General features: G+C 67.0%; 21 protein-coding genes and 1 pseudogene (1 of these 22 only partly in view). 7 read left to right on the top strand and 15 right to left on the bottom strand.

Translation table 11 applies throughout. From position 1 onward, the window contains the following. Positions 1 to 289: 289 nt before the first annotated feature. The 5 genes from cysN to D472_RS0105075 form a co-directional block, all read right to left on the bottom strand. Entirely contained in the window at positions 290 to 1,558 is a 1,269-nt protein-coding gene (gene cysN, locus D472_RS0105095) for a sulfate adenylyltransferase subunit CysN (protein WP_017603426.1), read from the bottom strand. Next, positions 1,558 to 2,490, bottom strand: a complete 933-nt coding sequence (cysD, locus tag D472_RS0105090; RefSeq protein ID WP_026117398.1) for a sulfate adenylyltransferase subunit CysD — start codon at positions 2,488 to 2,490, stop codon at positions 1,558 to 1,560. The genes cysN and cysD overlap by 1 nt, the downstream gene beginning before the upstream one ends. Before the next feature lie 57 nt (positions 2,491 to 2,547). Then, entirely contained in the window at positions 2,548 to 3,339 is a 792-nt protein-coding gene (locus D472_RS0105085; protein ID WP_017603424.1) for a 3'(2'),5'-bisphosphate nucleotidase CysQ, read from the bottom strand. Between the two features lie 3 nt (positions 3,340 to 3,342). After that, entirely contained in the window at positions 3,343 to 4,863 is a 1,521-nt protein-coding gene (locus tag D472_RS0105080) for a sugar transferase (RefSeq protein ID WP_026117397.1), read from the bottom strand. 285 nt (positions 4,864 to 5,148) lie between these two features. Beyond that, positions 5,149 to 6,126: a DsbA family oxidoreductase gene (locus D472_RS0105075; RefSeq protein ID WP_017603422.1), complete on the bottom strand. Its 978-nt coding sequence runs from the start codon at positions 6,124 to 6,126 to the stop codon at positions 5,149 to 5,151. Positions 6,127 to 6,185: 59 nt separating this feature from the next. Between D472_RS0105075 and D472_RS0105070 the strand changes: the two genes are divergently transcribed. Continuing rightward, positions 6,186 to 6,743: a TetR/AcrR family transcriptional regulator gene (locus tag D472_RS0105070; RefSeq protein ID WP_193373427.1), complete on the top strand. Its 558-nt coding sequence runs from the start codon at positions 6,186 to 6,188 to the stop codon at positions 6,741 to 6,743. A gap of 36 nt (positions 6,744 to 6,779) precedes the next feature. On the opposite strand, the gene D472_RS0105065 is transcribed toward D472_RS0105070, so the two are convergent. After that, positions 6,780 to 7,817, bottom strand: a complete 1,038-nt coding sequence (locus D472_RS0105065) for a LacI family DNA-binding transcriptional regulator (RefSeq protein WP_017603420.1) — start codon at positions 7,815 to 7,817, stop codon at positions 6,780 to 6,782. Between the two features lie 175 nt (positions 7,818 to 7,992). Here D472_RS0105065 and D472_RS0105060 point away from each other — a divergent pair, with 175 nt between their 5' ends. Next, complete coding sequence (locus D472_RS0105060) at positions 7,993 to 9,126, top strand: endo-1,4-beta-xylanase (protein WP_017603419.1); 1,134 nt, start codon at positions 7,993 to 7,995, stop codon at positions 9,124 to 9,126. A gap of 77 nt (positions 9,127 to 9,203) precedes the next feature. Here the strand turns inward: D472_RS0105060 and pth are convergent, their stop codons facing one another. The 4 genes from pth to glmU form a co-directional block, all read right to left on the bottom strand. After that, positions 9,204 to 9,839 (bottom strand): aminoacyl-tRNA hydrolase, encoded by a 636-nt coding sequence (gene pth, locus D472_RS0105055; protein ID WP_017603418.1) that lies wholly within the window; start codon positions 9,837 to 9,839, stop codon positions 9,204 to 9,206. A gap of 106 nt (positions 9,840 to 9,945) precedes the next feature. After that, positions 9,946 to 10,533 (bottom strand): 50S ribosomal protein L25/general stress protein Ctc, encoded by a 588-nt coding sequence (locus D472_RS0105050; RefSeq protein WP_017603417.1) that lies wholly within the window; start codon positions 10,531 to 10,533, stop codon positions 9,946 to 9,948. A gap of 457 nt (positions 10,534 to 10,990) precedes the next feature. Further along, entirely contained in the window at positions 10,991 to 11,959 is a 969-nt protein-coding gene (locus tag D472_RS0105045) for a ribose-phosphate diphosphokinase (protein ID WP_017603416.1), read from the bottom strand. A gap of 17 nt (positions 11,960 to 11,976) precedes the next feature. Next, positions 11,977 to 13,443 (bottom strand): bifunctional UDP-N-acetylglucosamine diphosphorylase/glucosamine-1-phosphate N-acetyltransferase GlmU, encoded by a 1,467-nt coding sequence (gene glmU / locus D472_RS0105040; RefSeq protein WP_017603415.1) that lies wholly within the window; start codon positions 13,441 to 13,443, stop codon positions 11,977 to 11,979. A gap of 544 nt (positions 13,444 to 13,987) precedes the next feature. On the opposite strand from glmU, the gene D472_RS0105035 reads away from it, so the two are divergent. From D472_RS0105035 to D472_RS0105020, 4 genes are all read left to right on the top strand, one after another. Continuing rightward, positions 13,988 to 14,968, top strand: coding sequence for an acyl-CoA desaturase (locus tag D472_RS0105035; protein ID WP_017603414.1), 981 nt, complete (start codon positions 13,988 to 13,990; stop codon positions 14,966 to 14,968). 14 nt (positions 14,969 to 14,982) lie between these two features. Further along, positions 14,983 to 15,648 (top strand): TetR/AcrR family transcriptional regulator, encoded by a 666-nt coding sequence (locus tag D472_RS0105030; protein ID WP_026117395.1) that lies wholly within the window; start codon positions 14,983 to 14,985, stop codon positions 15,646 to 15,648. A 107-nt stretch (positions 15,649 to 15,755) separates the two neighbouring features. Next, the gene (locus D472_RS0105025; RefSeq protein ID WP_017603412.1) at positions 15,756 to 16,265 is read left to right on the top strand and encodes a MarR family winged helix-turn-helix transcriptional regulator; all 510 of its coding nucleotides are present in this window, start codon (positions 15,756 to 15,758) and stop codon (positions 16,263 to 16,265) included. 100 nt (positions 16,266 to 16,365) lie between these two features. Further along, positions 16,366 to 17,346, top strand: coding sequence for a GDSL-type esterase/lipase family protein (locus D472_RS0105020; RefSeq protein ID WP_017603411.1), 981 nt, complete (start codon positions 16,366 to 16,368; stop codon positions 17,344 to 17,346). A 109-nt stretch (positions 17,347 to 17,455) separates the two neighbouring features. Here the strand turns inward: D472_RS0105020 and D472_RS0105015 are convergent, their stop codons facing one another. The 5 genes and pseudogenes from D472_RS0105015 to D472_RS0104995 all read right to left on the bottom strand — a co-directional run bounded on the left by D472_RS0105015 (position 17,456) and on the right by D472_RS0104995 (position 22,625). Next, positions 17,456 to 17,941, bottom strand: a complete 486-nt coding sequence (locus D472_RS0105015) for a glutathione peroxidase (RefSeq protein WP_017603410.1) — start codon at positions 17,939 to 17,941, stop codon at positions 17,456 to 17,458. 101 nt (positions 17,942 to 18,042) lie between these two features. After that, entirely contained in the window at positions 18,043 to 19,830 is a 1,788-nt protein-coding gene (locus D472_RS0105010; protein WP_026117394.1) for an ABC-F family ATP-binding cassette domain-containing protein, read from the bottom strand. 134 nt (positions 19,831 to 19,964) lie between these two features. Further along, positions 19,965 to 20,875 (bottom strand): annotated as a pseudogene (locus D472_RS26605) (transketolase family protein). Positions 20,876 to 20,886: 11 nt separating this feature from the next. Continuing rightward, complete coding sequence (locus D472_RS0105000; RefSeq protein WP_017603408.1) at positions 20,887 to 21,597, bottom strand: thiamine pyrophosphate-dependent enzyme; 711 nt, start codon at positions 21,595 to 21,597, stop codon at positions 20,887 to 20,889. A gap of 83 nt (positions 21,598 to 21,680) precedes the next feature. After that, the gene (locus D472_RS0104995; RefSeq protein WP_083903386.1) at positions 21,681 to 22,625 is read right to left on the bottom strand and encodes a 4-(cytidine 5'-diphospho)-2-C-methyl-D-erythritol kinase; all 945 of its coding nucleotides are present in this window, start codon (positions 22,623 to 22,625) and stop codon (positions 21,681 to 21,683) included. A 262-nt stretch (positions 22,626 to 22,887) separates the two neighbouring features. On the opposite strand from D472_RS0104995, the gene D472_RS0104990 reads away from it, so the two are divergent. Further along, positions 22,888 to 23,597: the beginning of a serine/threonine-protein kinase gene (locus D472_RS0104990; RefSeq protein WP_033303190.1), read on the top strand. It continues 1,123 nt past the right edge of the window; 710 of the gene's 1,833 nt are visible here — the first part of the coding sequence; the start codon lies at positions 22,888 to 22,890; the stop codon falls past the right edge of the window.

Raw genomic sequence — 23,597 nt, 5'->3', positions numbered from 1 at the left:
GACGAAGGGGGCTCACCTGCCGCCGAATCCTGACACCACGCCTGGCGTCCGCCGACCCGAAGCGCCCTAACGACGAGTAACTTCCACATCTTTGGTGAATGCTATTCACATAGATCCTCTTGGTACTCAGGACCAGAAAGGGCGCCCCGGACCTTCGCATTCAGAATTTTCTCCGCGATACCTCACCTTTTTCGGCCTGACCGATCGTGTGGGGTTCGCCCGTGCCCTGGGCCCGAACAAAAGAGAACGGGACCCTCCGAAGACGGTCCCGTTCGCGTGTTCGGCCCGGCTACCCGGCCTTGACGACCATGCCGGCGCCCACGGTGACGTTGGTGTCCTCGTCGACGAGGATGAAGCCACCGGTCTGCCGGTTCTTCGCGTACTCGTCCACGAACAAGGGCTGGGTGGAGCGCAACCGCACCCGACCGATCTCGTTGATCGCCAGGTGGTCGGCCTGCTCGTCACGATGCAAGGAGTTGACGTCCAGCCGGTAGCGCAGGTCCTTGACCATCACCTTCGCGGTACGGGTCGTGTGCTTGACGATGAGCTTGGTGCGCGGGGTGAGCTTGCGGGTATCGGTCAACCAGCACACCATCGCCTCGATGTCCTGCGAGACGGCGGGGGTGTTGTTGGGACGGCAGATCATGTCCCCTCGGGAGACGTCGATCTCGTCCTCCAGCAAAAGGGTGACCGACATCGGGGGGAAGGCCTCGGCGACCTCACCATCGGCAGTGAGGATCCGGGAGACTCGTGTGGACAATCCCGAGGGCAGGTGCGTGACCTCGTCCCCCGGTTTGAGCACGCCCCCGGCCACCTGCCCGGCGTAACCGCGGTAGTCGTGCAGTTCGGGGTCGTCCGACTTGTGCGGTCGGATCACGTACTGCACCGGGAAGCGGGCGTCGATCAAGTTGCGATCCGAGGCGATGTGCACGTTCTCCAGGTGGTGCAACAAGGAGGGCCCCGTGTACCAGGGCATGTTCTCGGAGCCGGTGACCACGTTGTCGCCGTGCAACGCGGAGATCGGCACGAACGTGAGGTCACGCGCGTCCAGCCTGGCGGCGAATTCGGTGAACTCGGCCTTGATCTCCTCGAAGCGGTCCTGGGAGTAGTCGATCAGGTCCATCTTGTTCACCGCCAGCACCAGGTGTGGCACCTGGAGCAGGGTGGTGAGGAAAGCGTGCCGGCGGCTCTGTTCCTGCAGTCCCTTACGCGCGTCCACCAGGATGATCGCCAGGTCCGAGGTGGAGGCACCGGTCACCATGTTCCGGGTGTACTGGATGTGCCCGGGGGTGTCGGCGATGATGAAGGTGCGCTTGGGCGTGGCGAAGTAGCGGTAGGCGACGTCGATGGTGATGCCCTGCTCACGTTCGGCACGTAGGCCATCGGTGAGCAGGGCGAGGTTGGTCTGCTCCTCGCCACGGGCGACACTGGTGCGCTCCACGGCGTCGAGTTGGTCCTCGAAGATCGATTTGGAGTCGTACAGCAGTCGCCCGATCAGGGTGCTCTTGCCGTCGTCGACGGAGCCCGCCGTGGCGAATCTCAGGATGTCATTGCTCATCAGAAGTAGCCCTCGCGCTTGCGGTCCTCCATGGCGGCCTCGCTGGTCCGGTCATCGGCGCGGGTCTGGCCGCGCTCGGTGATCCGGGTCGCCGCGATCTCCGCGATGATCTCGTCCAGTTCCACGGCGGTGGACTTGACCGCGCCCGTGCAGGTCAGGTCACCGACGGTGCGGTAACGCACGGTCTCGGTGAAGGGGACCTCGGTCTCGTCCCTCCGAATGAGCGGGGAGTCGGCGAGCAGAATACCGTCGCGCTCGAACACACTGCGTTCGTGCGCGTAGTAGATGGAGGGCAACTCCAGCCGCTCACGCTTGACGTACTCCCACACGTCCAGCTCGGTCCAGTTGGAGATGGGAAAGACCCGGATGTGCTCATCGCGGTTGATCCGGGTGTTGTACACGTTCCAGAGCTCGGGACGCTGGTTCTTGGGATCCCACTGGCCGAACTCGTCCCGGAAGGAGAAGACCCGTTCCTTGGCCCGGGCCTTCTCCTCGTCACGACGGGCACCACCGAAGGCCGCGTCGAACCCGTTCTCCTCGATGGCCTCCAACAGGGCCGAGGTCTGGAGCCGGTTGCGACTGGCCCAGCGTCCAGTGGGTTCACTGACCTTTCCTGCGTCGATCTGTGCCTGGACGGAGGCGACGACCAGTCGCACCCCTGCCTGGGCCACCCTACGGTCGCGGAAGTCGATGACCTCCTCGAAGTTGTGCCCGGTGTCTACGTGCATGACCGGGAAGGGGATGGGCCCCGGCCAGAACGCCTTCTCCGCCAGGCGCAGCATGACGATGGAGTCCTTGCCTCCGGAGAACAACAGCACGGGCCGCTCGAACTCCGCGGCCACCTCGCGCATGATGAAGATCGACTCTGCCTCGAGTACGTCCAGCTGGGAGAGCTGGTAGCGCCCGAGGGTCTGCTGGCTGGCCTGACCCATGGAATCCGCCTTAGAAATACCGACACACACGGCCGGTTCCATCGTGGGGTCCTTCGTTCAGCCCCCCACGTGCGGACCGGCGCTGTCAAGGTCCGCTCCATCGCGGATGCTCGCCAACAACATACCCGACAATTCCGATCGACATACAAGGATATCTGGGAGTAGTGGGTTGGCTGCGTTGTAGCGCAGCTCGGACCCATCGATCCGAGAGGTGTGCAGACCCGCGGCGCGCGCGACCGCGACCGGGGCGGCGCTGTCCCACTCGTACTGGCCACCCGCGTGCACGTAGATGTCGGCGACCCCGAGCAGCACGGCGCAGATCTTCGCTCCGGCCGAACCCATCGGAACGACCTCGGCCCCGAGCTGGGTGGCCATGCGTTGCACGAAGGCGGGAGGTCGGGTGCGGCTGGCGGTGATACGCAGTCGCTGGTCCTCCGGACGTTCCTCCGGCAACCACGGCGGGTCCACCGTGGACAGGCAGCTGCCCTGCGCGGGCAGGGCCACCGCGCCGGCGACCAGGTCACCGTTCTCCCACAGGGCCACGTGCACGGCCCAGTCGGTCCGGCCGGGCTCGGAGAACTCCCGGGTACCGTCCAAGGGGTCGATGATCCAGACCCGGCGCGACCTCAGGCGCGCCGGATCGTCCACGCCTTCTTCCGACAACACCGCGTCGCTGGGTCGCAATCGGCCGAGCGCGGAGAACAAGAACTCGTGTGAGGTCCGGTCCCCCAGGGTGCGCAAGACCTCGGGTTCGTCGAAGCCGTGTCGGGCGCGTAGGCGCAGCAACAACTGGCCGGCCTCGCTCGCCAGGTCCCGGGCCACCTCATGATCGTTTCGGATGCTCTTCACCGACTAGTACGCTCCCGCCCCACGGATCACAGCTGACCACGTCTTCCATAGAATCTGAATGTCCAGCGTCAGCGACCAATTCTCCACGTACCGCAGATCCAGACGGACCGATTCCTCCCAGGACAGATCGGAACGGCCGCTGACCTGCCACAGACCCGTCAATCCCGGCTTGACCACCAGCCGGCGTCGGACGTCATGTCCGTACCGAGCGACCTCCTCTGGTAGCGGAGGTCTGGGACCGACCAATGACATTTCCCCGCGTAGCACGTTGACGAGCTGAGGGAGTTCGTCAAGGGAGTACCGCCGCAGCCATGCCCCCACGGGAGTGACCCTGGGGTCCCGACGCATCTTGAAGAGCACACCGTCGTGCTCGTTGCGCGACCGGAGCACCATCTTCAGCGCTTCGGCATCGATCACCATCGTACGGAACTTGTACACGGTGAACTCGGCCCCGTCCCGTCCTACGCGTGTCTGTCGAAACAGGGCGGGGCCACCGTCCTCGGCACGGACCAGGACGACCAGTACCGCGAACAGGGGCAGGAGCAGGAGGAGGGCGAGCGCGGCGGCGCAGCGATCGAAGATTCCCTTGATCAGCCGGCGCGCACCGACCAGTTCGGGGTGTTCCACGTGCAGTAGGGGCAGACCCGCGACGGGTCGGATGGTGGTGCGGGGGCCGGCGACCTCCATGAGGGCGGAAGCGACGGTGAGGTCGATACCCGTCTTCTCCAGCTTCCACGCCAGCCGGCGCAGTTCCACACCGTCCATCTCGGGACAGGCCAGGACCGCGACGGTGTCGGCTCCGGTCAGGGCCGCGGCATCGGCGGCGTCACCGAAGGTACCCAGGACCGGGCAGCCGCGCACCTCGGTCGTGTCGCCCTCGTGTTCGGGAAGGCATACTCCCACGACGCGCATGCCGTGGTAGATCTCCTCACGGAAGCGGGTGATGAGCTCGCCCGCTGCGCTTCGGTAGCCGACGACCACCACCCCGCTCATACATCTGCCCGCGCGGCGGCTGTGGTGCAGGGCCTTGCGTCGGGCGTAGCGAAGACAAAGACTCAGCAGGACGATCAGGGGCAGGGTCACCAACACGTATCCACGGGCCAGATCGAACTTGATGGCGTAGGCACCGATGGCGATCGTGGCGGCGAGGAAGGCCCCGGAGACGGCGACGCGTCGGTACTCCTCCGTACCGATTCCGAGGAATCGGCGCTCGTATCCACCACCGAGGCGGACGAAGGCGATCCAGACCGGTGGCAGTGCGAGCGAGAGCAGCAGATAGGGCGTCGTGGTCTCCGCCGTCAGCGATCCGTGGAAGCGGACGATGGTCCCGGAGAGGGCCGCCATCAAGGCGGCGAACGAGTCGATCCCGACCAGACCGATGACATAGGAGCGCGACCAGGCCTCGGTTCCCGGCAAGGACCGAACATGAAAGGAGCTGAGACGCTCTCGCCGTTGCGAACCACCCTTCGTGCGCGCCGGTGGGACGGCGGGTTCTCCCTGGATGGTCCCACTACCTGTGACCAACGTCTTCCCCCAAGAGCACGTAAGGTTTCGGACACTCCCCATGCGTAAGCGCCCCTGGTGTCATGGGACCCGCTCAGAGGGCGGCACGGCGGGGCGCGCCGTCGGGGTGGCACACCCCTTCACCACCCCGAATTGTAACTAAGAGTAGTGTAAACATCGCCATCGGTTGCTTACTGCTGGGAAAGAAGTCCGCTCCGGGGAAGAATGTGCCCGCGTGGAGCAAAGCCGTGAGCTCAGCAGGGCGCCCCACTCGGGGAACGAGTGGGGCCTCGACAGGGGCCCACCTCAGGCCAGGGCCGGATCCATCACCGCGGCCAACCTGAGATACGGTTCGGCCAGTTCCCGTTCCCCCTGTCGCCGAAGTGTGTGCCCCATGAGCAGGTGGGCGTAGGCGTCGTCCGATCCTTGGGCGACCAATTCCTCCAGAAGCCGGCGAGCCCGCCCGAGCTGGGCCGAGTGGAAGTAGGCGCGGGCCGCCAGCAGGCGGACCGATCGGTCCGAACCGTGCTCCTCCAACAAGGGCTGGAGCAACTCCAGCGCACCCAGCGGATCACGTCGGGTGAGCAGGGCCTCGCAGCGGCGGAGGCGCGCCACCTCCTCGGGCAGCTCCCGGGGCCGCCGCAGGGCGGCCTCGGCGAGGAAGTCCGCCATGAGGGCGGGGGCCTGGGCGCCGGACAGGGACATGCCGTGGACCACGAAGGTGGGAGAGGTGCGCACACCCTCGGCCTTGCCGGTGAGCAGGAGCTCGCGAACCCGCCGGTCGCCATCGCCTGCGGCCATCCTCTCACCACCGCGGATGAAGCCGGCATCCGTGGCGATCGCGCTCAACACCGTGTGATCGGCGATGTCACGGCCCTCCACGAAGTGTGCGCGAAGGATCCGCTCGGCCACGGTGTCCTGGAGGTCGGCCCCACCTTCTTCCTCGGCCAAGACGAGCAGCCGGTGGGCGTCATGGCTGTTCGCCCGCCAGGCCGCACCCCAATCACCCTCGATGCCTTCGACCTCGGCCAGTTCCGACACCCTGACCAGTTCACCCTCCTCAGTGGGCTCCGGCCCACACGCCCGAAGGCTCTCCTCGACGAAGGGGTCACGCATGACCTCGTCGATCGGTTCGGACACCGTGGGCGCGGTGGGATCGATTCGGTACGGACGCCATACGACCTCGGCGGCCCCTTCGGCCCGACCCTTGAGCGCCCTGTCCAGACGGCGCCTGCCGATGTACGCCCAGGGGCAGACCGGGTCCGCCCAGATCTCGATTCGCATACCATGAAGATAAACGACACTTGTTGTTAAAGCAACATGTGTCGCTTATCATGTGGACCATGAATCCCCACGATCCCCGGGTCCGCCGAACCCGTGAGCGCCTGCGCACCGCGCTGCTCTCCCTGGCCGCGGAACAGGAACTCGCCTCCATCACCATGGCGGCCGTCGCCCGACGTGCCCAGGTCAACCGCGCCACCGCCTACCAGCACTACGCCGACCTGGACGCTCTGGTGGCCGATGCCATGGAGGACGCGGTGGCGCACGTGGCCCGCTGCGCGATGCTGTGCCCCCTGGACTCTCCGGGTGATCCAACCCCCGAACCCTTGGTGGACCTGTTCACCCACGTGGCCGAGAACGCCGTGCTCTACCGACGGATGTTCGCCGAACGCGGCGGCGCACGTTCGGCCGAGATACTGCGCGAACGCATCACCCGGGAGCTGACACCGGGCTTCACCGCGGGTAGGCGCCCATCGGCGCACACCGATGTGCCCCCGAAACTGCACGCGGCCTTCGTCGCCGGTGCCTTGGTGGGTGTGATCGCCGTCGCCGCCGAGGCTGGACGCTCCCCCTACGCCGATGCCCACGACACCTGGCTCCTGCTCACCTCGCCTCGCTGAGGGCGCCCCCGAGGGCCCGCCGGCGAGGGGGACGACTCAGGTGGAGGCCGGGCGGGTGTGGGGTGGGGGTGCGGTGCTGTCACGGACGACGAGACCGGTGGCCAACTCGATGCGAGAACTCTCGATGTGCTCGTCCCGAATGATCCGCTCTATGGTGCGCATCGCCATTCGACCCATGTCGGCCAGTGGTTGGCGAACCGTCGTCAACGGAGGTGAGGACCAGCGTGCCTCGGGTAGGTCGTCGAATCCGACCACACTGACGTCGTCGGGCACACGCAGGCCGCGTCGCCGCAGCGCCTCGTACACGCCCAAGGCCATCTGGTCACTGGAGACGAACACGGCACTGGGCGGATCCTGGCTCTCGAACAGTCGGCGGCCGGCGCGAAACCCCGACTCGTAGGTGTACTCCCCCGGAACGATGAGATCACCCTCCACCGCGATCCCGGCCATTTCCAGGGCCGCCCGGTAGCCCCCCATCCGCGCACGGCTGCACCACAGTTCGGGACGGCCCTCGACGAACCCGATGCGCCGGTGCCCCAGATCGATGAGGTACTCGGTGGCGCTCAATCCACCGGACCAGTTGGTGGCGCCGATGGTGGGTGTGGCCAGGTCGGGCACGCCCACCGGATCGATGACGACCGCGGGCACCCGTAGCTCCCGCAGTTCTTCGTCGAGGGAGGGAGCCAGATCCGTGGTGACCAGGATCGTTCCGTCGCTGACCCGGGAGCGCACGTTGTCCAACCACTGTCGGGCCGAGCTGGCCCGTCGATGTATCGCCGAGACCACCACGCCGGCACCGGCCTGGTGGGCCACGTCCTCCACCCCACGGATGATCTCGACCGCCCAAGGACTGTCCAGATCGTTGAAGACCAGGTCGATCAGGTCGACGCGCTCCTTGGAGCGCTGGCCGCGACGACGGTAGCCGTGCCTGCGCAGCAGCTTTTCGACGCGCTCACGGGTGGCGGGGGCCACGTCCCCCCTTCCGTTGAGGACGCGGGAGACCGTCGGTGCTGAGACACCGGCCTCGGCCGCGATGGCGGAGATGGTGACGTCTCGGGATGGGGTACCGACCACTGATCCTCCTCGTTGCCCACCCAGGGTACGAGCCCGCCAGGTGTGTCGCTCACCCGGATTCCCCTCGCAAAGGGGTCTTGACGCTCGCCGAGCCCTCGTTCTACTGTCCCTTTTCGATGTTGTTTCGGAATTTTTCCGAAATATTTCGAAATCCGACCCCCTGGAGTACCCCGCTATGAAACGTGTACGAACCTCGACGCTCCTGGTCGGAGCCGCTGCCGCGGCCGTGGCCGTGCCGTTGGCCCTCTCCCCCATCTTCCAGTCCTCCGACTCCGAAACGGCGGAGCCGGTCAACGACGCCCAGGAAATGAGCCTGGGCGAGGCCGCCCCCGATGGTCTGGTCATCGGCAGCGCCGTCGCCGGCGGCGGACACCACCACGACGAGGACTACCCGGATCCCTTCACCGGGGACGCCCCCTACCGTGAGCTGCTCGCCACCGAGTTCACGTCACTGTCCGCCGAGAACCAGATGAAGTGGGACCACCTGCGTCCGGACCGGGACACCTACGCCTTCGACGACGCCGACGCCATCGTGGAATTCGCCGAGCGGAACGGCCAGGTCGTGCGCGGCCACACACTCCTGTGGCACAGCCAGAACCCGGACTGGTTGGAGAACGGGAACTTCGGCGCCGATGAACTCCGTGCCATCCTGCGGGACCACATCGAAACCGTCGTCGGACGCTACGAGGGCCGGATCCAGCAGTGGGACGTGGCCAACGAGATCTTCGACGACAACGGGAACCTGCGCACCCAGGACAACATCTGGATCCGTGAGCTGGGCCCGGAGATCATCGCGGACGCCTTCCGCTGGGCCCACGAGGCCGACCCCTCCGCGGAGCTGTACCTCAACGACTACAGCGTCGAGAGCGTCAACGCCAAGAGCGACGCCTACTATCGGATGAGTCAGGACCTGCTCGCCGACGGAGTACCCCTGCACGGCTTCTCCGCCCAAACGCACCTGAGCCTACAGTACGGTTTCCCCTCCGACCTGGAGGACAACCTGCGCCGATTCGAGGAGCTCGGCCTGGGCACCGCCCTGACCGAGGTCGACGTGCGCATGCCGCTCGCCGAGGGCGCCGAGCCCACCGAGGAACAGCTCCGGCAGCAGGCCGACTACTACCTGCGCACCTTGGAGGCGTGCCTGAACCTGAGCAGCTGCGGCTCGTACACGGTCTGGGGCCTGCCGGACAAGTACTCCTGGGTCCCCGTGACCTTCGAGGGTGAGGGCGCAGCCACCATCTACTGGGACGATCTGACCACCAAGCCCGCCTACGACGCGCTGCTCGAGGCCCTGGTCGACGCCTCCTGATCGAGGTTTCGAGCCCATGCTCCCCACACCCGGGCGGGGTGCCCACCCTGAATCACCCCGCCCGGGCCTGGCGTGCGTCAGACCACGGTGTGGAAGATGTTCTGTGCCCGTCCCAGCCCGTCGGTGAGAACGGTGCGCACCGCGTCGGCGGCACGTTCGACGTTCAGGTCGAGCTCAGCGCGCTCGGTGGAGGAGAAGTCTCGCAACACGTAGGCCGCCGGGTCCATCCGGCCGGGAGGACGCCCGATCCCGAAGCGTACCCGCAGGTAGTCGGGCCCGGACAGGGACGCGGTAGTGGACTTCAGGCCGTTGTGGCCACCCGAACCCCCGCCCTTCTTCAGTTTGAGGGCACCGTAGTCGATGTCCAGCTCGTCGTGGACGACGATGATCCGTTCCATCGGGACCTTGTAGAACTTCGCCAGACCCGCGACCGGCCCCCCGGACAGGTTCATGAAGGTACGGGGTTTGGCCAGGACCACGGCCGCGCCGTCGATCCGGGTCTGCACCACCTCGGCGTGCGCCTTGTGGACCTTCCAGCGTTCGCCCTTGTCGGCGGCCAGCGCGTCCACCACCATGAATCCGGCGTTGTGCCGATTGCCCGCGTACTTGGGGCCGGGGTTGCCCAACCCCACGACCAGCCATCGCTCGATCTCGGCCATGTCCTCGTCGTCCCTGTTCTTCCTGACACCCAACCTGCTCAACAAGCCCCACATGCCGCACGACCCTATCGAGCCTCGGCCGGGTACCGAAACGACGAATGCGTGGACCCGGCCGGGTCCACGCATTCGATGCGAAGCGTGTGATCGATACACGGCGCCCTTACTCGGCGCCGGCCTCAGCGGCTTCCTCACTGGTCTCCGGCTCTTCCTCCACACGCGGTGCGGAGACGGTCAGTACCGTGGTCTCCGGGTCGTCGATCAGCGTGGCGCCCTGGGGCAGCACGACCTCGCCGGCGGTGGGGACGGCACCGATCTCCATACCCTGGATGTCGAACTCGATCTGGTTCGGGATGTTGTGGGCCTCGACCTCGACGCGCACGGTCACCAGCTCCTGGTTGAGCACACCCGGGGCCTTGACCTCACCGGTCAGGACCAGGGGCACCTCGACCTCGACCTTCTCGCCCTTGGTCACGACGAGCAGGTCGACGTGCTCCAGGAAGCCCTTGATGGCGTCGCGCTGCACGCTCCTGGGCAGGGCCAGGTTGTCCTTGTCCAAGCCGTCGAGACGGATCAGGACGTTCGGGGTCTTGAGAGCGAGCATGAGCTCGTGGCCCGGCAGGTTCAGGTGGCGGGGATCGGTGCCGTGGCCGTAGAGGACGGCCGGCACCTTACCCGCGCGGCGGGCGCGACGAGAGGCGCCCTTGCCGAATTCCGTGCGGGGCTCGGCAGCGATACGTACCTCGGACACGACAAAACTCCTCGGGTTCAACCCCGCAACACGGGGAACACGACTCCAGTAGTACGAACGATTCCCGCACTTGGCGGGGAATGCGGCGGGGTCACCCGGTCGTCGGGAGACTCGGCCGCCCTGGTTCCAGGCGTGCCCGGCGAGCCGCCACCGGACTCATCCGGCCCGGGAACGCTCGTCGCGCACCCCTGCCCGTGTGGTTTCCAGGCGGAAATACGCCGAACACATGCGCACATCCGTCCGGGCACGGGGACACTCGGTCAAGTCTACTGGTTCTGGTGACGACTCCGTACACGCCCCGATCAAGGTCACCCGGAAAGCCGGCGAGCCTGGACTGAAAACGGGGTGCCCTGGGGTCTGAGGGGAACCTCAGGGCACTCCACGGGGAGATTCATCTCATTCGGCCGCCTGGTCCAGAGCCGAAGTGGCGAGCGCGCCGGCGCCTACCGAAGGCCGCTCAGTCGAACAGGCTCGTGACGGACCCGTCGGTGAACACCTCGTTGACCGCACGGGCGATGAGCGGGGCGATCGAGAGCTGGGTGAGCTTGTCGAAGCAACGCTCCTCGGGCACCGGAAGCGTGTTGGTGATGACGACCTCGGAGATGCGCGAGTTCTGCAAACGCTCGGCCGCAGGTCCCGAGAGCACACCGTGCGTGGCCGCCACCAGGACCTTCTTGGCACCCTGCTCGAAAAGGGCCTCGGAGGCCTTCACGATGGTGCCGCCGGTGTCGATCATGTCGTCGACCAGGACACAGACACGGTCCTTGACCTCACCGACGACCTCGTGCACCTTCACCTGGTTGGCGACGTCCGGGTCACGGCGCTTGTGAATGATGGCCAGCGGCGCACCCAGACGGTCGGCCCAGCGATCGGCGGTACGAACCCGACCGGCGTCGGGAGAGACCACGGTGATCTCGGAGTGGTCGACCTGACCGGCGATGTGGTCGGCCAGGATCGGCAACGCGAACAGGTGGTCCACCGGGCCGTCGAAGAAACCCTGGATCTGGTCGGTGTGCAGGTCCACCGCCATCATCCGATCCGCACCGGCGGTGCGGAACAGGTCCGTCATCAGGCGGGCGGAGATGGGCTCGCGGCCACGGTGCTTCTTGTCCTGTCGGGCGTAGCCGAAGAACGGCGTGACCACGGTGATCCGCTTGGCGGAGGCACGTTTGAGCGCGTCCACCATGATCAGGTGCTCCATGATCGACTCGTTGATCGGGTCCGCGTGACACTGGATCACGAAGGCGTCGCAGCCGCGCACCGACTCCAGGTAGCGAACGAAGATCTCTCCGTTGGCGAAGGTGTCGAACCGGGTGGGGACCACCTCGATCCCCAGCTCCTTGGCCACCTCCTCGGCCAGCGCGGGGTGCGTGCGCCCCGAGACAAGCATCAGTTGTTTCTGCCCGGTGGCCTTCATCCCGGTCACGTGTTTCTCCCCCACAGTCACTGCTCCTCGGCGTCGGCGTCGACACGCCGCTGCGCCTGCTCCGCCGCTTCGGCGGAGGCTGTTCCCGGACGCTTGCGCCGCGTCCAGCCCTCGACGTTACGCTGCCGGTTTCCCTCGGACACGGCCAGGGCTCCCGGCGGGACGTCGTCCCGGACCACGGTCCCGGCCCCGGAGTAGGCACCGTCGCCGACGGTCACCGGCGCGACGATGGTGTTGTCACTACCGATGCGCACGTGGTCACCGATGGTGCTCCGGGACTTGTCGATCCCGTCGTAGTTGACGAACACCGAGGAGCAGCCGATGTTGCTGCCCACACCGATGTCGGCGTCGCCCACGTAGGTCAGGTGCGGGATCTTGGAGGCGACACCGACGTTCGAGTTCTTGACCTCGACGAAGGCGCCGGCCTTGGCCCGATCGGCCAGGCGGGTGCCCGGCCGCAGGTAGGTATAGGGGCCGACCGTGGCCCCAGGACCGATCTCGGCGCGATCGGCCGTGGTCTGGCGGACCTCGGCCCCATCACCCACGACGGTGTCGCGCAGGTCGGCGCCGGGACCGACCACGGCGTCCTCGCCGATCCGAGTGGTCCCTTGCAGCCGGGTGTCGGGGTGCACCACGGTGTCCGCGCCGATGCTCACCTGGGCATCGACCCAGGTCGTCGCGGGGTCGACGATGGTGACTCCGGAGAGCATGAGTTCGTTCAGGAGACGCTCGTTGAGCAACCGGCGGGCCTCGGCCAACTGGACACGGTTGTTCACGCCTTGGACCTCGTGCCAGTCGGCGGCGATCCAGGCGCCGACCCGGTGCCCATCGCCACGGAGCAGGCCGACGACGTCGGTGATGTATTCCTCACCCTTGGCGTTGTCGCTGGAGAGACGCTGAACGACCTCGGTCAGCAGAGCACCGTCGAAGGCGTACATGCCGGAGTTGATCTCGTCGATCTCGAGTTGGGCGGGCGCGGCGTCCGCCTGCTCGACGATCTCGGTGAAGGCGCCATCGGCGTCCCGGACGATACGCCCGTAACCGTGGGGATCGGGAACGCGGGCGGACAGAGCGGTGACGGCGTTGCCCTCACGCTCGTGTTCGGCGATCAGGCCGTTGAGCGTCTCGCCTCGCAGGAGCGGCGTGTCGCCACAGGTGAGAACGACGGTCCCGGTGAGCTTGAGCCCTTGGCGGGCCAGGTCTTCCAGGGCCATGCGCACCGCGTGGCCGGTGCCGTTCTGTTCCTCCTGGATGGCGGTGGACGCCTCGGGAGCCACCTTCGCCAAGTGCTCGGTGAAATGTTCGCGCTTGTGGCCGAGCACCACGACCGTGTGCTCGGGGTCGGTCGCCCGTGCCGCTTCGAGGACGTGGCCGAGCATGCTGCGGCCACCGATCTCGTGAAGCATCTTGGGGAGCTTGGACTTCATCCGGGTGCCCTCTCCGGCGGAGAGGACGATGACGGCAGCCGGGCGTTTCACGCTCACTGAAGGAGACCCCTCGTGATAGCTGGCACTTGAACTGTCGGCTCGCCCTCGGCGGCGCCTTCCGTATGCCGCGTGAACGGCCGTCGGATGGCCGGCGGCCGACAGGGGAAGGATACATGCGCCTGCCGGGGGTTCCTCTGCGGCAAGGGCCACACCAGGCACGGGTGCGGGTGGCCATCGCGCCGGCGGAGCCCACGGGGAGGGGCTGAGACAGACCCGTGTGAGTTGTGTCGCCGTTCCCCCACGAGAAGGGGGGTGCCCTGGGCGAGCGCGTACGACGAAGGGCTCCCGGACCAGGGCTCGAACCTGGACGATGGGGACCAAAACCCCACATGCTGCCGATTACATCATCCGGGAACGCGCCGGGCGGTGTTCCCGTGCGTCCGTCACCAACATAGCGCCTCTCAGGGAGGACTTGCCAAACCTACGGGGTCGTAGGTTACGGTTACGTAGGAATAGGTTGGGACGTCCCAACGGGTGCACCAAACCCCTGTGACGCCGTTCTGACCAGCGACGACGTTTTCCGCGACGAGGTGTACAGACCATGACCGCTGCCCCGGAAGTTTCCACTGAAGGTGTTTCGAAGAACACGACACGCCCGCCCAAACGCGAGGCGATCCCCGAGTACGAACCCGAACTGAAGGGCAAGGCGGAGCGCTACACCGTCTTCGCGTTCGTGTTCGTCCCGCTGATCGCGCTGCTGGCCGCGGTGCCGTTCTTCTGGGGCTGGGGACTGACTCTCACCGACGTCGTCATCGCGGCGGTCTTCTACGTGATCGGCGGCTTGGGCATCACCGTCGGCTTCCACCGCCACTTCACCCACGGTTCCTTCAAGGCCAATCGTCCACTGCGCATCGCCCTGGCGATCGCCGGAAGCATCGCCATCGAGGGCAGCGTCATCAAGTGGGTGGCCGACCACCGTCGCCACCACAAGTACTCCGACGCCGAGGGCGACCCGCACTCTCCGTGGCGCTTCGGTGATGACTGGAGGTCCGTGGCCAAGGGTCTGTACTACGCGCACATGGCGTGGATGTACCTGGACGAGAAGAAGACCTCGCCGCGCCGCTTCGCCCCGGACCTGCTCAAGGACAAGGACGTCGTCCTCATCGACCGGCTCTTCGGACCGATCGTGCTGTTCTCCCTGTTCGCCCCGGCGGTCATCGGCGGCCTGGTCACCATGTCCTGGTGGGGCGCGCTCACCGCCTTCTTCTGGGGCAGTCTGGTTCGCGTCGCGCTGCTGCACCACGTCACCTGGTCGATCAACTCCATCTGCCACACCCTGGGCGAGGAGAACTTCGAGGTGCGCGACCGTTCCCGCAACGTGTGGTGGCTGGCCATCCCCTCCTTCGGTGAGTCCTGGCACAACCTGCACCACGCCGACCCGACCTGTGCCCGTCACGGCGTGCTCAAGGGCCAGATCGACATCTCCGCTCGGGTCATCTGGCTCTTCGAGAAGTTCGGTTGGGCCACCAAGGTCCGTTGGCCGAACAACGAACGACTCGCCGCGAAGCGGGTCAAGGTCTAGGATCGGTAGCCATCATGGGAGTAGCCGACAGCGGACAGGGAACCCGGGCGCGCAGAAAGCGCATGACGGGCAAGGAGCGTCGGCAACAGCTACTGGAGATCGGCCGGGAGCTGTTCGCCGAGCGGGGCTTCGACGCGACCTCCGTGGAGGAGATCGCCGCACGGGCCGGAGTGTCCAAGCCCGTGGTGTACGAACACTTCGGTGGCAAGGAAGGCATCTACGCCGTCGTCGTGGACCGGGAGATGCGCACGCTCCTGGAGATGATGGGCGAAGCCCTCACCGCCGAGCACGCTCGAAGCAAGATCGAGAAGGCGGCCCTGGCCCTGCTGCGCTACGTCGAGGAGAACACCCTCGGGTTCCGGGTGCTCACCCGGGACTCGCACGTGGCCTCCGGGACCGGTAGTTTCGCCGGCCTGATCAACGACATCGCGAGTCAGGTCGAGCACATCATGGTCGATGAGTTCATCGAGCACGGCTACGACCCGGCGCTCGCCCCCATGTACGCGCAGGCCTTGGTGGGGATGTGGGCGCTGACCGGCCAGTGGTGGCTGGAGGTGCGCAAGCCCAAGCGCGACGTGGTCGCGGCCCACCTGGTCAACCTGGCCTGGAATGGTCTTTCCGCTCTGGAGGCCAAGCCCAAGCTGGACACTCGGAGCACGAACCGCAGGAGGTCCGGCTGAATTCCTTGTGAGGCCGGTCACGCCGGCGTCACATCGGGCCGTGGGTGGGGCGGGTGCGATGCGCATACCCGCCCCACTATCTTGATGTCAAGAGATAAACTGTTCCCATGCGCGATGAGGTGGATGGGCTCCTGGAGGCGTGGCGCTCCGAGCGGCCGGACGTGGACGTGACACCGCTAGAGGTGTTCAGCCGGGTCTCTCGGCTCTCTCGCCACCTGGATCGTGCCCGGCGCACCGTCTTCACCGAGCACCAGTTGGAGCCCTGGGAATTCGACGTCCTGTCCGAACTCCGTCGCTCCGGGCCGCCCTACGAGCTGAGCCCTGGTCGGCTGCTACGCGCCACCCTCGTGACCTCCGGCACCATGACCAATCGGGTGGACCGCTTGGCCGCGGCCGGCCTCGTGCGCCGACGCCCCGACCCCGCGGACAAGCGCGGTGTCCTGGTCAGGCTCACCGACAAGGGGGCCGAGCGCATCGACGCCGCCCTGAAGTCGTTGCTCAGCTACGAGGAGACCCTCTTGGCGCCCATGCCCTCCGCCGAACGCGAACAATTGGCATCGTTACTGAGATGCCTCCTGGCGCCTCTCGACAGGACCCCTTCGGGTCAGCAAGGGTAGTTACTCGGCGGTATCCGTCTACTCACCGGGAACCCGCCTCTGGGCGCGTGTCAATTCCAGTACTGGGTCTTGGTTGGAGAGCACTTTGAGAATCCGGTGGATGGCCGCGGTCGTCACGGCCTTGGTGGTCGCGGGATGCTCCGGCGGTGGTGAGGGGGCACCGGCCTCCGAACAGAATCACTACCTCTCCCTGGGCGACTCGTTGACCGTCGGGGTGCAACCCGACGAATCGGGTGCCACAGAGGAGACCCCTGAGGGCTACACCGATGTCCTGTACCGCACCCTGAAGGACACCGACTCCACCCTCCGGCATGAGCGCATGGGCTGTGGTGGCGAAGACACCACCACGTTCATCGAGGGCGGTATCCCCCAGTGCGACGATCGTTACGAGGCGGGGTCCCAACTCGATCAGGCCGTGGCCTTCCTGGAGGAACACGGTGATCGGGTCGGTCTGGTCACCCTCACCATCGGCGGTAACAACTTCACCGACTGCGTAGCCGGCGTGGAACCCGCTTCGGACGCCGAGACCGAATTGTCCATCGACGACCTCGGTGTGGACGAGGACTGTGTGGCCGACGGCCTGGAGCGGTTGGAGACCGAGGTTCCGGTGATCGCCGAACGTCTCACCGAGGCGGCGAGCCCGGACACCCAGATCGTCGCGATGACCTACTACAACCCGTTCCTGGCCCTGTCCCTGCTCGATGACGCCGAGGAATCCGACGAGGACGTCGAAGGCTCCGAGGACGTCTCCCAGGACGTCCCCGATGAGACCGCGGAAGAAGTCGCCCAAGAGAGGGCCGAGTCCGACCTGGCCGCCCGAAGCATCGAAATCCTGAACCAGGTCAACGAGTCACTCACCACCTCCTACCAGGCCGCCGGGATCGACGTCGCCGACGTCGACGAGGTCTTCGAGGGTTCCAACACCGAGGTGCCCGCCGACAGTGACACCGGCATGCCGGTCAACCTGCAGCACATCTGCGACCTGACCTGGATGTGCAACACCGCTCTGGGGCCGGACATCCACACCAACCTCGCCGGTGCCCAGGAGATCGCCGAGGTCTTCCAGGCCCAGGTTCGCTAGCGAACGGGCCGAGGACGTCGCCGCGGTGACCCCGAGGGCCCACCCTTGAAGGATCTCGTACCCGTGGGCGCCATCGGTGACCACGGGTACGAGACCCCCGGGGCCGGCGCTACCGAGGTAGGGACCTTTCGATGAGGTCGACTATCTCGGGGGCGTCAGGGAGGACCGTGGGTCGGAAGCGGTGCACGGTGCCCTCCGGCAGGACCAGGAACTTCTCGAAGTTCCACTTGACCCGTCCGGCCTGCCCCTCGGCGTCGGGCACCTCGGTGAGCTCGGCGTACAACGGGTGTCGGCCACGGCCGTTGACCTTGGTCTTGCTCATCATGGGGAAGGTGACGCCCCAGGTCATCGAGCAGTACTCGGCGATCTTGTCGTCGGCGCCGAACTCTTGGAGGAACTGGTTGCTGGGAAAACCCAGCACCGTGAAGCCACGGTCGAAGTAGCGCTTTTGAAGCTCCTCCAAGGCCGCGTACTGCGGAGTGAGGCCGCAGCGAGAGGCCACGTTCACCACCAGCCGTACCTTGCCGGCCCACTCTCCGAACGTGGTCTCACGCCCGTCGATCAAGGTCACCGGAATCTGGTCCAGGTCGGCCATGTCACTCCCTCGCATCGCTGGATCACCGCGCCACGACCAATCTACGCAAAGCGCCTCCCCGGCCCCTTACCGGTACCGGGGAGGCGCCGAACGCGCATCCCTCAGTCACCGACGAGTTCGGCCTGTTCCAGCCAGACCATCTCCAGCTCGTCCTTCTCGGCGGCGAGGGTCTTGGCTTCGGCGTCGAGCTCGGCGAGCCTGGTGTAGTCCTCGGCGGCGGCGGCCATCTGCTCGTGCAGTCGGGCCTCGCGCTCGGCGATCTTGTCCATGCGCCGTTCGACCCGCTGCATCTCCTTTCGGGCGGCGCGCCGTTCGGCCGCGGAGACGCCGGGACCGCCACTCGCCTCCTGCTTCTGAGCGGCGGCCATCTCGGAGGCGCCCAGGGGCACCGTCGTATCACCGGCCCCGGCGGCACGACGCTCCAGGTACTCGTCGACCCCACCGGGCAGGAACGCCAGGGAACCGTCACCCATGAGGGCCAACACCCGGTCGGTGATGCGCTCCAGGAAGTACCGGTCGTGGCTGACCAGCACGAGTGATCCCGGCCACCCGTCGAGGAGGTCCTCCAGTTCGGTGAGGGTCTCGATGTCCAGGTCGTTGGTGGGTTCGTCCAGCAGCAGCACGTTGGGCTCGTCCATGAGCAGACGCAGCAGCTGTAGGCGGCGCCGTTCACCACCGGACAGGTCACCGATCGGGGTCCACTGTCGCTCACCACGGAAACCGAACTTCTCCAGCATCTGGCTCGCGGTGTACTCCCGCTTGCCGATGGTGAGGTACTCGCGCACGTCCATGACGGCCTGGAGGGGCCGGGCGGTGGGATCGAGTTCGGTGACGTTCTGCGACAGGTGCGCGAGCTTCACGGTCCGCCCCGTGCGCACGGTCCCCGAGTCGGGTTCGCGCTCCTGGGAGAGGATCTTGAGCAGCGTGGACTTGCCCGCGCCGTTCACTCCCACCAGGCCCACCCGGTCGCCGGGGCCCAGCTGCCAGGTGAGGTGGTCCAGCAGGGTGCGGTCGGGGACCGAGTACGACACGTCCTTGAGATCGATGACGGTCTTGCCCAACCGGGAACTGGCGAAGCGCATCAATTCCACGGTGTCGCGGGCCGGAGGTTCGTCGGCGATGAGCTGGTTGGCCGCCTCGATACGGAACTTGGGCTTGGAGGTACGTGCGGGGGCGCCCCGGCGCAGCCAGGCGAGTTCCTTGCGCATCAGGTTCTGACGGCGGTCCTCGGCCGCGGCCGCCTGGCGATCCCGTTCGGCCTTGGCGAGTACGTAAGCGGCGTACCCGCCCTCGTAGCGCTCCACGGTGCCACGACCCACCTCCCAGGTCCGGGTGGTGACCGCGTCCAGGAACCAGCGGTCGTGGGTGACGACCACGAGCGCCTCGGGGCGAGTGCGCAGGTGCTCGGCGAGCCAGGCGATGCCCTCGATGTCCAGGTGGTTGGTGGGCTCGTCCAAGACGATGAGGTCGTGGTCGTCGACCAGTAGGCGCGCCAGGCCCGAACGCCGGCGTTCACCACCGGACAGGCCCGACATCGGCAGGTTCAGGTCCCAACCACCCAGCAGGCCCCGCAGGATGTCGCGGATGCGAGCATTACCCGCCCACTCGTGTTCGGCCAATCCACCGAGGACGAACTCGCCGACGGTGGCGTCCGGGAAGTCGTCCCGCTGGTGCAGGAAGCCGACCCGCAGACCTCGGTTGTGCACGACACGGCCGGCGTCCGGCTCGGTGATCCCGGACAGCACGGAGATCAACGTGGACTTTCCGCCACCGTTGCGACCGACCACGCCGATACGTTCACCCTCGTCTACACCGAGGGAGACCTTGTCGAGGAGTACGAGCGGCCCGTAGGCCAGGGACACGTCCTGAAGGTTGACCAGATTCGACATCACCCTCCATTGTGCTGCCCCCGCGACGGTGCGCGGACCGTCGCGGGCGGTGGGGTCGGCGGAAAGAGGGGCCAGGGACCACACCACCCCGGGTCCGGGCCGTTCCACCAGGAAGCGGTCGCCCGGATCAAACCCTAGATCAGGAAGAACTCCCGGGCGGACTTGGCGATTCCCTCGGTGTCCAGGCCGTGGGCGCGGGCGTGTTCGGCGGGGGTCCCGTAGGCACGCGATTCGGTGTCCCGTGCCACGCCCAGGGACAACTGACGGTGGCGGCGGTCGGCGAGTGCTTCGGACACCTCATGGGCGGAGGTGCCGCGCAGGTAGGGCTCCACCAGAAGGACGTCGGCGTTTCCCGCGGCGGCGGTCAGCGCGCTGAGCCCTTCGCGGTCGAAGGGGCGAACGGTGGCGGTGTAGGCGACGGTGACGTCGAGGTCGGCGGTGGCCTCCAGGACCCGGTCGAGCATCGGTCCCACGGCGACCACCACCCCGGCCGAACGCGGCGGGGGGGGGGGGAGCCGGTACGCACCACGTGCAAACGGGAACGGACCGGCAGGGCGGCACGGTTGGAGGTGCCGGACAGCCGCAGGTAGACACGCCCCTCCCCGGGGACGTCCTGTTCCAGGGCGTTTCGTACCTCGTCCGGGTGGCCGGGTACGCGAATGGTCCAGTCCGGCAGGGTGTCGATGAGGGCGACGTCCTCAGGCGCCTGGTGGGTCCGGCCCTCTTCGGCGGCGTCGTAGGAACCGCCGATGCTCACCAGGATCGCCCCCACGTCCTGATGGTTCAGGCCGATCTTGATCTGTTCGAAGGGGCGCTCGATGAGGAAGGGCGCGTAACTGTGCACGATCGGTCGCATGCCGGTGAGCGCGAGCCCACCGGCCACGTCGATCATGGCCTGTTCCCGTATGCCCAGGTTGATGACGCGACCCGGATGGTCGAGCGCCGACCGGCGGAACATCCCGGCGGAGATGTCGGCGAGGACGATGGCGACCCGAGGGTCGCGCTCGATGGCTTGGGCGACGGTGGCCGCGAAGATCTCACGCATGTCCGGATACCTCAGCTTCCGTTACGAACGCGGGCGACGACGACCGAGGGGCCTCCGGTGCGGGCCGGTGTGAAGGCCTCGTGGAGGGCTTCGTGGTCACGCCCGCTCACCTCACGGACCCACCACCCCTCGATCTCGAACCTGCGGCCGACGCCGCCGGGCCAACCATGGCTTGCGGAGGCGTTGTCGATGACCACGACGGTCAGGTTGTCGACGCCCAGGCGCCCGGCGGCGGCGATGGTCTCGTGGTTGCTGCCCTCGTCGAGCTCGCCGTCGCCGACGAGCACCACCACGCGGGGTGCGGTGCCGTCGGCCCTGCGGATTCCCTGGGCCCGCAGGCCCAGGGCCATCCCGAGGCCGAGGGGCATGCCATGGCCCAGGGAACCGCTTCCGATCTCCACTCCGGGCACCAGGACACGGTCCGGATGGTGGCCGAGCGGAGAGTCGAACGTGGTCCAGCGGCGCAGGGTGGGCACGTCGAGGAAACCCTTGGCCGCGAGCACCGCGTAGAAGGCGGCGGGCCCGTGCCCCTTGGACAGCAGGAAGCGATCCCGGGCGGGGTCCTCGACGGTGTGCGGCGTGACGTCGAGGACTCGGTCGTAGAGCACCCAGAGGACGTCGAGGGTGGAGTGGGACGCGGCGTCGTGCTTGTCGTCCCCCTCCATCAACCCGATGAGCGCCGGGAGGTCGGCGTATCTGGAGAACGTGGCCGTGGTCGTCATGCACCCCAGTGTTCGACCTCAACAAAGGTTTAGGTCAAGGGGTGCGAACCCTTGATTCCCCCAGGAGCATGCAGTGATTTGCATCACACGATCGTGGCCCCGGGGACGTCCCCGTCCGCCGTCACCACCCTCTCGCACAGACCGGTGCCACCCAGAGCGGCCACCACCTCGGCCTCTCGCTCGAGGAGTTCCGGATCTTCGAGGTCTCCCACCAGGAAGGCACAGGTGGGGCCGGAACCGGATACCAGGGCACCCAGCGCACCGGCGTGGCGTCCGGCCGCCAAGGTCCGTTCCAGCTCGGGCAGCAGGGACAGCGCGGCCGGCTGTAGATCGTTGCTCAGGACACCGCCCAATGCCACCGCGTCGCCCGCCACCAGTGCCTTCTCCAGCCGTGGGTCCAGCCTGGGCGTCGGTGCGTCCGGTCGCAACCGGTCGTACTCACCGAACACCTCGGCGGTGGACAGGCCCCGCTTGGACAGGGCGAACACCCAGCGGTAGCGACCCGGACTCGACATCGGTTCCAGGACCTCGCCGCGCCCGGTCCCCAGCGCGGTGGCTCCGACCAGGCCGAAGGCCACGTCGCTGCCGAGCCGCGCGGCCAACTCCAACAGGCGTTCCTCGGAAAGGTCGCAGCCCCACAACCGGTCACAGGCGATCAGGGTGGCGGCGGCGTCCGCGCTACCTCCGGCCATCCCTCCGGCCACCGGGATGTGCTTGTCCAAATGGATCGCGACCGGCGTGCCTCGGCCGGTCTCCTCCGCCAACAGCCGGGCGGCGCGGGAGGCGAGGTTCGTCTCATTCAGGGGGACCCTGGCCAGGTGCGATCCCATCTCACCACTCGCGGTGAGCGCGGTGAGGGGGTTCGACTGACGCGGGGGCGCCGCCTTGACGGTAACCTCATCGAACAGCGAGACGGCGTGGAACACGTTGACGAGGTCGTGGAATCCGTCCTCGCGGCCGGGCCCCACCGCCAACTGGAGGTTCACCTTCGCGGGGACCCGCACGGTTACGGTGGTATTAACGGTCACGAGTCCCCAATCGTAAAGGAACCCCCACCTTGCGTGAACACACACCCCACATCCGGGCTTGTGGTGTTCATGGGCCTCGAAGGGCACGAACGTTCGTGCTCCCAAGCATGAACGAACTCCACGAACACGTATTCGCTAACACTGTCATGTCAGTCACCGCCCACCCCCTGAGCGGCCCGATCCGGCCTCCGAGTGGGAATCAGGGCACAAACACCGCTACCTTGGGGCGAGGCGGAGTTTGGACACCGTCGGGGAGGGTCGCTTGCCGTCGGATGGGCTCCCGAAGAACCTGGAACCGCTGGCCGCCGGAGATCCGGCCACCATCGGTCCCTACGTGCTGTCCGGGAAGCTGGGTAGTGGCGGCATGGGAACCGTCTACCTGGGTAGCACGCCGGAGAAGAACAATCAGGTAGCCATCAAGGTCATCCGCCCGGAACTCGCCTTCGACGAGCAGACCCGGGCGCGATTCCGTGACGAGATGGAGAACGCCCGCAAGGTCGCCTCCTTCTGCACGGCCAAGGTGCTCGACCACGGGACGTTCGAGAACCGTCCCTACATGGTGACCGAGTACATCGCGGGCACCGCACTGGCCGAACACATCTCGGAGCACGGCCCCCTGGACTCCTCCACGCTGCACGGCTTCGCCCTGGGTGTGGCCGCCGCGCTGGCCGCCATCCACCGCACCGGCCTGGTCCACCGTGACCTCAAACCGGCCAACGTGCTGCTCTCGATCTCCGGCCCTCGGGTGATCGACTTCGGCATCGCGCGCGCGATGAACACCGCGACCAACCACACCCAGACCGGCATCGTCATGGGCAGCCCCGGCTGGATGGCACCCGAACAACTCCTGGAGGAGAAGGTCACCACCTCGGCCGACATCTTCGCCTGGGGATGTCTGGTGGCCTTCGCCGGCAACGGCACGCACCCCTTCGGCAACGGTGACGCCATGACTCTGGGCAAGAGGGTGCTGTT

This window comes from Nocardiopsis alkaliphila YIM 80379 (genome assembly GCF_000341005.1).
GTDB lineage: Bacteria > Actinomycetota > Actinomycetes > Streptosporangiales > Streptosporangiaceae > Nocardiopsis > Nocardiopsis alkaliphila.
Note: the sequence above shows the minus strand (reverse complement) of the source record. Positions and strands in the feature narration are given on the sequence as shown.

Bases quoted from the DNA above. Each gene is read 5' to 3' on its own strand.
- cysN (WP_017603426.1), bottom strand. From the start codon at position 1,558: ATGAGCAATGACATCCTGAGATTCGCCACGGCGGGCTCCGTCGACGAC.
- cysD (WP_026117398.1), bottom strand. From the start codon at position 2,490: ATGGGTCAGGCCAGCCAGCAGACCCTCGGGCGCTACCAGCTCTCCCAG.
- D472_RS0105075 (WP_017603422.1), bottom strand. From the start codon at position 6,126: ATGCGAATCGAGATCTGGGCGGACCCGGTCTGCCCCTGGGCGTACATC.
- D472_RS0105070 (WP_193373427.1), top strand. From the start codon at position 6,186: ATGAATCCCCACGATCCCCGGGTCCGCCGAACCCGTGAGCGCCTGCGC.
- D472_RS0105060 (WP_017603419.1), top strand. From the start codon at position 7,993: ATGAAACGTGTACGAACCTCGACGCTCCTGGTCGGAGCCGCTGCCGCG.
- pth (WP_017603418.1), bottom strand. From the start codon at position 9,839: ATGTGGGGCTTGTTGAGCAGGTTGGGTGTCAGGAAGAACAGGGACGAC.
- D472_RS0105035 (WP_017603414.1), top strand. From the start codon at position 13,988: ATGACCGCTGCCCCGGAAGTTTCCACTGAAGGTGTTTCGAAGAACACG.
- D472_RS0105030 (WP_026117395.1), top strand. From the start codon at position 14,983: ATGGGAGTAGCCGACAGCGGACAGGGAACCCGGGCGCGCAGAAAGCGC.
- D472_RS0105025 (WP_017603412.1), top strand. From the start codon at position 15,756: ATGCGCGATGAGGTGGATGGGCTCCTGGAGGCGTGGCGCTCCGAGCGG.
- D472_RS0105020 (WP_017603411.1), top strand. From the start codon at position 16,366: ATGGCCGCGGTCGTCACGGCCTTGGTGGTCGCGGGATGCTCCGGCGGT.
- D472_RS0105015 (WP_017603410.1), bottom strand. From the start codon at position 17,941: ATGGCCGACCTGGACCAGATTCCGGTGACCTTGATCGACGGGCGTGAG.
- D472_RS0105010 (WP_026117394.1), bottom strand. From the start codon at position 19,830: ATGTCGAATCTGGTCAACCTTCAGGACGTGTCCCTGGCCTACGGGCCG.
- D472_RS0105000 (WP_017603408.1), bottom strand. From the start codon at position 21,597: ATGACGACCACGGCCACGTTCTCCAGATACGCCGACCTCCCGGCGCTC.